A 12,271-nucleotide genomic window follows, 5' to 3' on the forward strand; every position below is an offset into this window, starting at 1 on the left:
ACAAAAACAATTCATATGCCTGCTGGTTACGTTGATGATTTTCACTCACACCCATGGCATCAAATAGTGTTCCCATTTAAAGGTTTACTACAATCAAGCATTGGTGGTAAAAGCATAATAGTGCCTCATAATGCAATGCTATACATACCCGCAAACACGTCTCATAAATCTGTAGCAGTTACAAATACTGAGTTTTTAGCCATTTATCTTAATCCTGATGTATGGGTAGAGTATGCAAGTGAAGCTAAATCTTGCCTTGTAACTCCATTCATTAAACAGCTCATATTGCTCTTGTTTGAAAATGAAATGAGCCAACAATCAGAATCCAATACTACTCATTTATTACTAGTGCTCAGAGATCAAACTGTCATGGCTAATAGTTATGACATCCCCTTATTACTGCCAACCGATAAACGCCTGCTAGCAATTTTCAAACAACTCAAGCAACAACCTGATTTGTCATTCACGCTAAAAGAATGGGCTAAAAAAGTAGGGGCATCAGAACGCACTTTATCGAGAGTTTGCGCAAAAGAATTTAATCAATCTTTCTCATTGTGGCGGCAAAATATAAGACTCGTTTTATCTTTACAACTTTTGGATTCAAAGGGCTCGATTCAAGATATTGCATTAGAGTTAGGCTATACCTCTGATTCAGCTTACATTTACGCATTTAAAAAATTATTTAATCAGACCCCGAGTAAATATCGTCGCGATAGCTTAGCTCATAACTTAACGTTGAAAATTTAAAAAATCATTTAGAACTACTGGATGCATAATAGGACTTTTTATCGATAAAATATCGAAAAATTAAGTACCTGCTTGTATTACAGGTTTTTATTAAGCTGAGCTTCTAGCCGAATGCGTGTATCTTGTAAGTAATCTACATAAGGGTATGAGCCGTCTGCAATCGCTAAAGCAGATTCCACCTTTTCAAGAGCTTGGCGAGTATCACCTTGTATTTCATAGCCATAAGATAAAGCTGAAAGCGCATCGACTGATTTGGGGTGGTTTTTTATATTGTACTTAAACACCTCAATAGCACGGGTAAACTGCTTGCTGCCCGTTAAGTTATAACCGAGTGATCTAACAGCGCGATCTGGGGGCGATATCTGCTCACCCCATTGTTGAGATAAGTTTTGATAATAAGCATCAATAGACGCTACATCGTCAGTTAAAGCACTGATTGGCATTTGTTTAGGTAAAAATAAGTTGTGATAGGCATTAAATGCCCCAGCAACGGAAGTCAGGTTATGCGACACACCATCAAACGCATCACTAAAGAAGCGTAGCCCTCGCACTTTATGCGATTGTATAGCTTGCTGCAATTCATCGTACCTTTCGCGCATGATGCCGGCTTCTTCGCCAATATTGATGTAAACGTAACTGTTAAGCTCTTTCGTTTTAGCTATAAACGACTTTGTGCTTTTTACCGATGCGCCATAGTTCCACCAAACTGCAGGGCTATAAGCAATATGCGCTTGGAATAACTCAGATTTGGCCTGCAACGCATATAACGCAAATACACCACCCGCAGATGCGCCAGAAATCACTTTATAATTATGCGTACGATAATTCTTATTAACTAAAGGAATGAGCTCTTGTTCAAAGAACGCTAAAAACTTATCAGCACCGCCCCCTTCACCAACTGGGCCCTGTGGCTCCTTGTTCACGGTAGGATACATATCTCTAAGTCGATTAGTGTTTTCAATAGCGACAATAATAACCTCAGGCGCACGATTATCATTTTGTAAACGCTCAATAACAGCACTGGCAAGCGGTATATTACCCGCTCCATCTAAGCGATAAACAACAGGATATACCTTCTTTGGCTCAGCTTGGTAGCTCTTTGGTAACTGTACAACAACTGTGCGTTCTTCATTTAGAACAGCCGATTTAAATGTATGTGTGTGCTGAGAATAATCTACGGTTTGTTGTTTGGTGTTCGGTTGTGCCAAGGCACTTTGAGAACTAAAAATACTAAAGCTAAAAAAACACAGAGCGGTGATTAAGCGCATAACTAATCCCTTAGAGAATAATGAGTTACTTAAGCTAACAGAGTTTCAGGCACAAAAAAAGCGCATAAAGCGCTATTTATCGTCTTTAGTTTTATTTTCGAATATTTCGAATGTTGACATTGTTGCGAATATTTCGGATACTTACGTCATTGTACAATTTGTACTCGTCAATAGTAAGAGAGAAAAATGAACACAGCTACAAAATTACCCAGTGCTGAAGAAATAGCACTCGCTAAGCTTGGTAGCCAAGAGCTATCAGCTGTTATACAAGCCAATGGTGAGGCGCAAAGAATTAATGTGGTTGATCAACTAGGTAAATCTCATGAAGTAACGATCCCTGCAAGCGCATTAAATATGATGATCGAAGTACTTACTCAATTAGGGCAAGGCAACTCCGTTAGCATTACCCCTATTCATGCAGAACTAACAACACAGGAAGGTGCTGATATGCTAAATATGTCACGCCCAACATTTATAAAACTCCTTGATTCACAAGAAATCCCATTTACTCGCACGGGAAATCGTAGGAAAGTCGCTTTTGCCGATCTTATGCAATATAAACAACGCTTAGAAGAACAGCGTTTAGCATCACTTGCTGAATTATCAGCTTTAGATCAAGAAATGGATATGGGCTATTAATGTCATCATATACGGTAATCTTAGATGCATGTGTTATGTACCCTGCACCACTTCGTAGCTATTTGATGTATTTAGCCAATACAGGTTTATTCCGAGCTCGATGGACAGAGCAAATACATGATGAATGGACTCGAAACCTGCTTAAGAACAACCCAAGTATTGAGCATAAAGCACTTGAAATAATCAAAACGCTCATGAATGCTAACGTTCCTGATTGTTTAGTTGAAGGCTATGAGCCTTTAATTAACGGACTATGCTTACCCGACCAAGATGATAGACATGTAGTTGCAGCAGCCATTAAAGGCCAAGCAGAATCGATTATTACTTTTAATTTAAAAGATTTCCCAACACAAGAACTTGAGCAGCTCGGTTTAACAGCGATCCACCCCGATGAATTTTTATGTGATATGTTCGAACTAGACAGTAGCGCATGCGTAAAAGCCGCCCAACAACAGCGAAGTTCATTGAAAAAGCCAGCTATGACGCAAGAAGAGTTTTTAGCCTGTTTACAAAGGCAAAAACTACCAAGCTTTGTATCAAAATTAAAACGCTTTAGTTTGATGCTTTAACTCAAATAGCAATCAGAAAGTAGTTGTTTACTTAATAGTTTATTGAAAATAATAATGATTTTACATATTGCTCTGCGTTCATATTATTTACATTCTAACCGAGTGGAGTAATACTGTGAAAACCTGCTTCCTCTATAGTTTACCTATATGCCATTGCATCAGCCTAAATTAGATAACCCTGAAGACTTATACGTTATTAAAAAATATCAAGAAGAAATTGATTGGTTGAAAAATCCCTGTTACGAACCCGGACTAATGAACCTGCTGAATGAGTTTAAGGGTAAAGCTCAGAGAGAGTTACTTTCAGAGTTATTAAAGGAAATGAAACACCAAACAATTGCTGAAAAAATCCAAAATATTTCTTTTTTAGTGGATACGCTGGAGTCTTTAAAATTAACAGCTTCAGATACACTAATTGTCGCCACAGCGAAAAAATCAGAGTCTGATGGTTCCAATGCTTGGCTATATTTCTTTAAGTTTTATTTGGCTCAGCATAGAGAATGGAATGAAAGATCACTACAACCTACGATTGAATCAAGCATTGAGACTTTAACAAAATCCCCTAAAAATTATAAAAACATTATAATTTTTGACGACTTCATTGGTACTGGAAAAACAATAACAACAAAGGTGCGTGAATTTGAAGATAAACTAAAAGAAAAAAACCTTAAACTGCCCAACATTCATATTTTTTCATTGGCTGGTATGAAGTTTGGAGTTAGCCATGCAGAAAAAAAACTAGACTTAAATATCACATGCCCTACTCAAATTGAAAAAGGTATTTCAGATAAGTATACCTGCCCAAATGAGGTGAAAAATAAAAAAGCATTAATGGTATCAATGGAGTCTATGCTCAAAAGTAAGTATAGCCACAATGCTTTTACAGGTCAGTACAGTTTAGGCTATGAAGGTTCAGAGGCATTATTTCAGGTTCAATTTACTAATTGTCCTAATAATGTTTTTCCGATTTTCTGGATGCAACCTAGAAAAAAGGGTAAGTTTAGAAACACGCTTTTTTATAGGCTTTAACTTATGACTAACTCACTTGTAGCCTCAACCCTACGCCTTGCTTCAGATAGAAAAAAACACGAACTTCACGAACTAAATACGAAATTTAGAATGACTTACTCGCAAGCAGAAGAGGTTGTGCAATTCATCTCTGAGCTAGGTGTATTTCACAGAAATGACACAACCTTTGAAATAAATGATTCTTTAGATAAAACTCAAATAAGAAATTTATTCAATATATTAAAATATCGCCATTTAGAGCTTGAAGAAGAGATAATAGAAGTTTACAAAAATAATGCTATTTCAGTGAATAGCTTATATGTTCCAGATTTAGAAAGAATTGATCCAAAACTTAAGTATTGACGAAAAATTAAAATGAATTAGGATATTCCTTGGCTATTCAGTATTAGTGTTGGAGCGCTGCTCCCACGGGTGATTCGCCCGTGATGTTGAGGTTCTTTTTAGCCTCATTACATTCTATAGTTCAAAAAATAAAGATATCGTGATACTGAATAGCCGCCTTACTTAATGGAATTTACTTTGAAACCTATTTACGACAAGTGGTTTAATTTTTTAAAAGCTTCAAACCTTAGCCTGCAACAGTCAGAAGCTTTAGCTAAATATGCGAGCAGACTCGAAAATTCAAATTTCCCAGTTATATTTGAACAAAAGCACTTTTCAAAACTTCTAGGGCTTGAACTTAACCTATTAAGTAGAATGACTGGTGCTTCAAGCAATTTTTATAGATCCTTTGAATTTAAGAAAAAAAAGGGAGGGATTAGAGCCATTCGCTCTCCTTACCCCAAACTAGCTTATGTTCAAAAATGGATTAAAAAAGAAATTCTAGAAGAAATACCTATATCTAAATCAGCATTTGCTTACGTCAAAGGACGAAGCCACATTGATAATGCAAAAAAGCATATTGGCTCTAAAGATTTGTTTAAAATAGATATTATAGATTTTTTTGATCAGATTAAGTTCGAAAAAATTTATAATGCATTTATAGCCTGTGGATACTCACACAAGGTCAGCTTTGATTTAACGCAACTTTGTACTTTTTGGGGGAAATTACCCCAAGGGGCTCCAACAAGCCCAAGCCTCAGTAATATTGTATTAAAAAAATTAGACGATGAACTTTTTAACGTTTGTAAAGCTTCATCTTTAACATATACACGTTATGCTGATGATATCAGTGTTTCAGGTATAGAGATCTCACCTAAGATTAGGAATGAAATAATCGAGGTAGTAGAAAATAATGGTTATCCTGTAAATCATAAAAAAACTTATTTCGCGCAAGGCAAAGCCAAAAAAGTAGTTACAGGGTTAATTGTTACCGATTCTGAAGTTCGAGTGTCCAAATCTATGAGACGAGATTTTAGAAAAAAAAGTTTCTTTCTTCTTAAGAATGGAGTGAATGAATTAAATGGTAAAAATAAACCTATCAACCCTTTATACATAGATGAAATTATTGGTTTGGCTAGTTATATTTTGAAAGTAGAACCAAATAACAAATACGTTGCGACAGAATTAAAAAATTTGAAAAAATTAAAGCAAGATTTGTTTCTTAATTAAACTTGTATAAAAACTGACAGCTTACTGCTTGCCATACTTTTAAAACATCTCCCTCTAACGCAGCAGAACGAAACCTGAATAGAGGCACAAAAAAAGGCGCATCAAGCGCCTTTTTTATCTTTAACAGGTAACTCTCAACCTGTTGATTTTATTCAACTGTAACCGATTTTGCTAAGTTACGAGGTTGGTCAACGTCAGTGCCTTTAATTACCGCTACGTAGTACGAAAGTAACTGTAGTGGGATTGTATATACAACTGGAGCAATTACGTCATCTACGTGGTTTACGTTGATCACACGCATGGTTTCGTCTGACTCAAAGTGTGAGTCTTTATCAGCGAATACATAGATGATGCCGCCGCGCGCACGGACTTCTTCTACGTTTGATTTAAGCTTTTCAAGCAGTTCGTTGTTTGGTGCTACAACAATAATAGGCATGTCGGCATCAATTAACGCAAGCGGACCATGTTTGAGTTCACCTGCGGCGTATGCTTCAGCGTGAATATACGAAATTTCTTTAAGCTTAAGCGCGCCTTCCATTGCAATTGGGTATTGCGAACCGCGACCTAAAAACAGTGAGTGGTGCTTGTCGGCAAACTCTTCTGCAAGGTCAGCAATGCCATCAGCAAGTAATAAAGTTTCTTCTAACTTAGCTGGAAGCAATTTTATAGCGTTAACAATAGTGCCTTGATCTAGGCCTTTTTCTTGCGCGATAGACGCAGTAAGCATTAACAAACCAACTAATTGCGTGGTAAATGCTTTAGTCGAGGCTACACCAATTTCAGCACCGGCTTTGGTCATAAAGGCAAGGTCTGATTCGCGCACTAGCGATGAGCCTGGTACGTTACAAATAGTCATTGACCCCATGTAGCCTTGCTCTTTAGCTAAACGAAGCGCAGCTAAAGTATCAGCCGTTTCACCAGATTGTGAAATCGTTACTAGCAGGCTATTTTCGTGTACAAACGACTGACGGTAACGGAACTCAGAGGCAATTTCTACGTTACAGCTAACACCTGCAAATTGCTCAAGCCAGTAGCGGGCAACCATACCTGAGTGGTAAGACGTACCACAGGCAATAATTTGTACGTGTTTTACGTCTTTAAATATTTGCTGAGCGCTTTCACCAAAGGCATCAATCGCTACGCGGTCGTCGTTTAAACGTCCTTCAAGGGTGTTACGTACAGCAAGCGGCTGCTCGTAAATCTCTTTAAGCATGTAGTGACGGTATTCACCTTTACCTGATGCATCTTGTGTGATGTTTGATTCAATGACTTCACGTTCAACGGCATTGCCGTCTACATCAAAAATTTCCACACTGTTACGGGTGATACGCGCTACATCACCTTCTTCAAGGTAGATAAAGGTACGAGTTACTGGTAATAATGCAAGTTGATCAGAAGCAATAAAGTTTTCACCAAGGCCTAAACCAATAACTAACGGGCTGCCTGAGCGCGCTACAATAATTTCGTTATCGTTGGCTTTATCAAATACTACTGTACCAAATGCGCCATCAAACTGCTTAACAGCTGCTTGAACTGAGGCTAATAAAGTGGTGTGCTGCTGGCGAAGTTGATGAATTAAATGCACCATTACTTCGGTATCTGTGTCTGATAAAAACTCGTAACCATCGCCTTTCAGCGCTTCACGTAAGCTGGCGTGGTTTTCAATAATACCATTGTGCACTAAGGCAATTTCGCTGTTTGAAATATGCGGGTGCGCGTTTGCTTTCGTCACGCCGCCGTGAGTTGCCCAGCGAGTGTGTGCAATACCGGTAGTCCCTTTTACGCCAGCTTCATCAAGCGCGTTTTCAAGGTTTACTACTTTACCCACTGCTTTTACAGTATTAAGTGTATTACCATCTAAAAGTGCCACACCAGCTGAGTCGTAACCACGGTATTCAAGGCGCTTAAGGCCTTCAACTAAAATTTTATTTACTGGGCGTTCTGCAACTGCCCCAACTATTCCACACATAATTTCTCCTTTTGTACATGCCAAAGCGTCAACTTTGGGTTTGTATGTGTTGTTTAATATTTAAATGAACATCACAGGTGTTGTCGGCCTGTAATAAACACGAATTTTATAGCTCAGCGCAGATCAACTGCACACCACACGCTTGTATTGCTTGGCGAGTATCGAGTGCTAAGTTGCTGTCGGTGATAAGCGTAGTCACTTGCTGCCAAGGTAATTCTAAATTAGGGATTTTTCGGCCGATTTTTTCTGACTCCACCAGCACTATAACTTCACGAGCAGCGCCTGCCATAACTTGACTTAGGCCTACTAGTTCATTAAAGGTAGTAGTACCACGCTCAACATCAATGCCATCTGCACCAATAAATAGCTGATCAAAATCATAAGAACGTAAAACATTCTCTGCAACCTGCCCCTGAAACGACTCAGAATGCGGGTCCCACGTACCACCGGTCATCAAAAGTGTTGGCTCGTTTTCCAGCGCCAATAAGCGATTAGCCACTTTAATTGCATTAGTCATCACCACTAAACCGCGCTTATTACCCAGTTCAGGGATCATTGCTGCTGTAGTACGACCACTGTCGATAATAATGCGGTTATGATCTTTGATTAGTGCTGCTGCGGCTTTTGCAATCGCCACTTTACGTTTTGAATCAATATCATCGCTTACAATTTCTTGCGGCAATGCTATCGCGCCACCATAGCGGCGCAGTAATAGTCCGCTTTTTTCAAGCGCTGTTAAGTCTTTACGAATGGTTACTTCAGAGGTTTGAAACTGCTCAGCTAAAATATCTACGGCTACTTCACCTAACTCATTAACTTGAGTAAGAATAAGGTGACGACGTTGCTGGGTGTTTCGTTTAGTCATTAAGCAAACCATTTAAGTTTCGTTTCGAAAGTTACGAGATTTTAAACGAAACTATGAGAATGGCAAGGTGTAGATCAAAAAAAGCGCAAAATGCGCTTTTAATTAACCCCAAAACAATGGATTTCAAACGCATTTAAAACTATTGCATTAAAATCACTCACTGAATTTCAATTGTAATTATTTCACTAGTTCTACTACCTAAACGTTCAACTACAACCGTATTATTTATTTTGTCCACATAAAAATTTGGTCTGATCACACTAAAGTCAAACGTTTTAGAGCTTAGGCTAGAGCCATCAACATCATCTATATCGATTTCATTGAATGTTGTATTTATTAAGTTGTGGCTGCTCCATAAAATTTTACCGTTTACAACATCCCAGTTAGTATTTTTTTCTTTTGAAACAGTTATCTGCAGTGGGGTCATTGTTTTTAAATTAACATTAAAACGAGACAATTTGCCTGAATTATTACCTAATATATAGTCGCCTTTAAATTCTCTGACGAAACGATATCCCTCAAAAAGAATGGATTCTGTTTCTTCCTTAATAGAGTATTCAAAAACCAACCATTCACCATTACTTTTTCTGGTGTACAAAATAGATTTTTCATCTTCTGAGAAAGCAATATCGCCAATTAATTCATCCACTTTAGATATATCGGTTAGATTATTATTAAGCGTATTAAGTATAGCTATACGACCTTGGAGTTTAATTAATACATATTGCCCTGACAGAGAGGGTGCTATCAGCTCAAGCGACTTTTTCGTACTTAAAAACACCACCTTTTCCTTAGGCTTTTGTTTTTTATAAGAAGCTAAATCGCTTATACCTTTTAGTTTCTCGATCGCCCAAACCTTATCTCCCAATGGTTGATAATCTACAATACGACGTTGCCCTGATTGCTCACCATGAAACAATTCGATATCTTTAAAATTACTTAACGGCAATTTTTTCTCAGTAATTGTACTGATTCCATAGGTATCTCTAATAGCAAACAGCATGTTTGGGATCACCACATCAAGTGAGATAATACCTTGGCCTGTAGTGGCGATTTCATCTAAACGCCCAGTTTTAACATTTATTTTAGCTAGCTTTTTATCATCTAATAAAACAATGTGTTCATCATCAAGCCAATGAACATCATAAATAACCTCATTTTGATCATACTGAAAAAGTACACTGCCCGCCTTTAAATCTAAAACTCGAATAAAATTACGCTTACTATCCATATAAACTCGAAGTACAACCAACTTACCTGAATCTGGTGAAATATCAGCTCGGCTATCATGTTCTCCTTTTTGAGAGACAGAGGTCACTTCTTCTACCAAACCAGCGTCAGTATTGAATTTATAGATAAGCATTGCGCTTTCTCTACTTTTTTGAGCTGAAAAATAAATAACCTTACTTTCATTTTCATCGATAAACACATCTGAGATAAAATAAAAATGTGTCACTAAAACATCTATTTCATATTCTTTACTTTTAAGAGCTACCCGCTTTAATGATGCTGCATCACCGACATTATCAGAGAAGAATAAGTAATTTCCATCACGTGAGAAAGCTAAGCCCCCAGGTAACCTTGTATCATCAACTAGCACTTTTACTGTTTGACTATCTTGATCTTTTAAATAAATTTGATAGTCATTTCCACGTCTTAATTTACTTGTAAATGCGATAAACCGACCATCATTTGAAACTACCAGCGCTTTTTTTTCAGAGATAATCGAGTCTATAACTTTTGTAACGACATGTGATTCGTCATCAATATTTTCATATATAAAATAGGCTAACGAAATCAATAAAGCTATAATTGCAAAAAGCAGAAAAGTTTTCGTTTTTTTTGTGTTGTTACTTTCTGTGGAGCTCAGTTTTTTACTGTCTTCTGAGACCGACAATGTAGAAAATTTAGAGACAGGACAAATTAATTTATAGCCGCGCTTAGAAAGTGATTGTAGGTATTTAGGATTTTTGTGATCATCATTCAACACTAAGCGTATTTTACTAATAATCCGCCGTACAGCCGCATCTGAAACACAGCGGTCTTTCCATAAGTTTTCATGCAACTCATCCATTGATATATAACGCTCATGATGCTCAATTAAGTACATTAATACTGCAAATACTTGGGGCTCTAGTGTCACCACTTGCTTATCAAATTGCAAAGACATTCCATCTGTATCTAAGCAATATTCACCTAATTGAATCAACATACTTCCATTACAGCTCTTAACGGCCAATTTCTTTTACTTAGTCCAATCATAACCTACGCAACCTATCATTACCACAACAGCTTAACTACTTGATTTTAAACATAGTCACAGTTTGGTTACAGTAAAATTATTAATACATTATTGCCTAATTGATACGTTGCCGTATTTTCGTTTAAAAAAGGAATAACTATGAAATTTACATCCAAACTAATCTATCAAGGGTTGATAGGTTTATCTGTCGTTATGCTTATCTCTGGCTGGCAATTAGGCTTTGCAGATAATGCCGAAGTTATATCAAAAGACTCTGTCACCATTGCGAAGGTTGAGCGCGGTGATTTTTCAATTAAGGTTGATGGCTATGGCTCATTGCAATCAATCAATAAACGGCTTCTCACAGCTACAAGTAATGCGGTGGTTGACGAAATAAAACTAAAAGCGGGTGCTGTGGTTAACCATGACACTGTGATCCTCACTTTAAATAACCCCGAGCTAGAAAGTAAGCTCCGCTTGGCGTTAGCAAAGCTTAAAAATGCCAAAACCCAAAAACGGCAAACCGTATTACTGCAACAGCGTGAGTTGTTAAATAACGAGTCAACCGTGTCAGAGCTAAAAGCACAATCTGAAATAGCCATGCTGCAAGTTGAAGCAGAACGTACACTGGCTAAATCAGGTATTGTATCGGGGATCAGCGCGAAGAAAAATGAGCTCGAAGCCAAACAGCTATCAAAGCGTATTAACCTTGAAGAATCTAAGCTTGATAAATTAGCACAGATGCAAAAAGAGTCGCTTTCAATTCAAGATGACTTAATAGCCCAAGCGCAAGACGAGTTTGATGTCGCCAAATTAATGGTAGAGCAACTTTCAGTTAAAGCGGGAATGAATGGTGTTATTCAACGCTTGCCTTTAAGTTTAGGGCAAAGTGTCAGTGCAGGCTCTGAACTGGCACTAATAGGGAGCCTCTCCCCTCTAGTTGGTGAAATAAAAGTACCGCAAATTCAAGCTCATTTAATTCAAATAGGTATGACAGCCCAAATTAGCACCTTGAATGACCAGGTGCGCGGCCAAGTAGTGCGTGTAGATCCTGTGATCAGCGAAGGTGCTGTACAAATTGATATTGAGCTCGAGGTTTCTGAATCAGACACCATGAAACCCATGCAACAAGTAGATGCGACTATTTTTGCCGATGTACAAAAAGAGGTGAATTATATAAAACAACCAACAGGTGCAAGCGAAGGCAGTTATGGCTCATTATTTAAACTCACAATGGATAACAAAGCCGTTAAAGTTGAAGTGCAATACGGCAAAGCATCTGGCCAACTCATCCAAGTGTTGTCAGGGCTTGAGCCTGGTGAACAAGTCATTATTTCTACATTAGATATCCCCGCTGAAACAACAACAATAAAAATTGCTGGTTAAGGAAGA

General features: G+C 37.8%; 11 protein-coding genes. 7 read left to right on the plus strand and 4 right to left on the minus strand.

Going from position 1 to position 12,271, the window contains the following annotated elements:
• The first annotated feature begins 66 nt into the window (after window positions 1-66).
• Window positions 67-747, plus strand: a complete 681-nt coding sequence (locus tag H5186_RS20030; protein ID WP_310737095.1) for an AraC family transcriptional regulator — start codon at window positions 67-69, stop codon at window positions 745-747.
• 77 nt (window positions 748-824) lie between these two features.
• Here H5186_RS20030 and H5186_RS20035 read toward each other — a convergent pair whose 3' ends face one another.
• Entirely contained in the window at window positions 825-2,015 is a 1,191-nt protein-coding gene (locus tag H5186_RS20035) for an alpha/beta hydrolase-fold protein (RefSeq protein ID WP_182794860.1), read from the minus strand.
• Between the two features lie 186 nt (window positions 2,016-2,201).
• Between H5186_RS20035 and H5186_RS20040 the strand changes: the two genes are divergently transcribed.
• From H5186_RS20040 to H5186_RS20060, 5 genes are all read left to right on the plus strand, one after another.
• Window positions 2,202-2,654, plus strand: coding sequence for an excisionase family DNA-binding protein (locus tag H5186_RS20040; RefSeq protein ID WP_182718833.1), 453 nt, complete (start codon window positions 2,202-2,204; stop codon window positions 2,652-2,654).
• Window positions 2,654-3,223 (plus strand): PIN domain-containing protein, encoded by a 570-nt coding sequence (locus tag H5186_RS20045; protein WP_182794861.1) that lies wholly within the window; start codon window positions 2,654-2,656, stop codon window positions 3,221-3,223. Before H5186_RS20040 ends, H5186_RS20045 begins: the two co-directional genes overlap by 1 nt.
• Before the next feature lie 147 nt (window positions 3,224-3,370).
• Entirely contained in the window at window positions 3,371-4,252 is an 882-nt protein-coding gene (locus H5186_RS20050; RefSeq protein WP_182794862.1) for a hypothetical protein, read from the plus strand.
• Window positions 4,253-4,255: 3 nt separating this feature from the next.
• Window positions 4,256-4,594, plus strand: a complete 339-nt coding sequence (locus H5186_RS20055; protein WP_182794863.1) for a hypothetical protein — start codon at window positions 4,256-4,258, stop codon at window positions 4,592-4,594.
• Window positions 4,595-4,771: 177 nt separating this feature from the next.
• Window positions 4,772-5,803, plus strand: coding sequence for a reverse transcriptase family protein (locus tag H5186_RS20060; RefSeq protein WP_220496402.1), 1,032 nt, complete (start codon window positions 4,772-4,774; stop codon window positions 5,801-5,803).
• Between the two features lie 148 nt (window positions 5,804-5,951).
• Here H5186_RS20060 and glmS read toward each other — a convergent pair whose 3' ends face one another.
• From glmS to H5186_RS20075, 3 genes are all read right to left on the minus strand, one after another.
• The gene (gene glmS, locus H5186_RS20065; protein WP_182794864.1) at window positions 5,952-7,772 is read right to left on the minus strand and encodes a glutamine--fructose-6-phosphate transaminase (isomerizing); all 1,821 of its coding nucleotides are present in this window, start codon (window positions 7,770-7,772) and stop codon (window positions 5,952-5,954) included.
• A 106-nt stretch (window positions 7,773-7,878) separates the two neighbouring features.
• Window positions 7,879-8,637, minus strand: coding sequence for a DeoR/GlpR family DNA-binding transcription regulator (locus tag H5186_RS20070; protein ID WP_182794865.1), 759 nt, complete (start codon window positions 8,635-8,637; stop codon window positions 7,879-7,881).
• Window positions 8,638-8,794: 157 nt separating this feature from the next.
• Complete coding sequence (locus tag H5186_RS20075) at window positions 8,795-10,849, minus strand: winged helix-turn-helix domain-containing protein (protein WP_182794866.1); 2,055 nt, start codon at window positions 10,847-10,849, stop codon at window positions 8,795-8,797.
• Window positions 10,850-11,038: 189 nt separating this feature from the next.
• On the opposite strand from H5186_RS20075, the gene H5186_RS20080 reads away from it, so the two are divergent.
• Entirely contained in the window at window positions 11,039-12,265 is a 1,227-nt protein-coding gene (locus tag H5186_RS20080) for an efflux RND transporter periplasmic adaptor subunit (RefSeq protein ID WP_182718811.1), read from the plus strand.
• Window positions 12,266-12,271 lie beyond the last annotated feature (6 nt).

The sequence above is a fragment of the Pseudoalteromonas sp. SG41-2 genome (assembly GCF_014164535.1).
GTDB lineage: Bacteria > Pseudomonadota > Gammaproteobacteria > Enterobacterales > Alteromonadaceae > Pseudoalteromonas > Pseudoalteromonas rhizosphaerae.

Excerpts from the sequence above, each read along its gene's own strand:
- H5186_RS20035 (WP_182794860.1), bottom strand. The coding sequence starts at position 2,015 with ATGCGCTTAATCACCGCTCTGTGTTTTTTTAGCTTTAGTATTTTTAGT.
- H5186_RS20040 (WP_182718833.1), top strand. The coding sequence starts at position 2,202 with ATGAACACAGCTACAAAATTACCCAGTGCTGAAGAAATAGCACTCGCT.
- H5186_RS20045 (WP_182794861.1), top strand. The coding sequence starts at position 2,654 with ATGTCATCATATACGGTAATCTTAGATGCATGTGTTATGTACCCTGCA.
- H5186_RS20050 (WP_182794862.1), top strand. The coding sequence starts at position 3,371 with ATGCCATTGCATCAGCCTAAATTAGATAACCCTGAAGACTTATACGTT.
- H5186_RS20055 (WP_182794863.1), top strand. The coding sequence starts at position 4,256 with ATGACTAACTCACTTGTAGCCTCAACCCTACGCCTTGCTTCAGATAGA.
- glmS (WP_182794864.1), bottom strand. The coding sequence starts at position 7,772 with ATGTGTGGAATAGTTGGGGCAGTTGCAGAACGCCCAGTAAATAAAATT.
- H5186_RS20070 (WP_182794865.1), bottom strand. The coding sequence starts at position 8,637 with ATGACTAAACGAAACACCCAGCAACGTCGTCACCTTATTCTTACTCAA.
- H5186_RS20075 (WP_182794866.1), bottom strand. The coding sequence starts at position 10,849 with ATGTTGATTCAATTAGGTGAATATTGCTTAGATACAGATGGAATGTCT.
- H5186_RS20080 (WP_182718811.1), top strand. The coding sequence starts at position 11,039 with ATGAAATTTACATCCAAACTAATCTATCAAGGGTTGATAGGTTTATCT.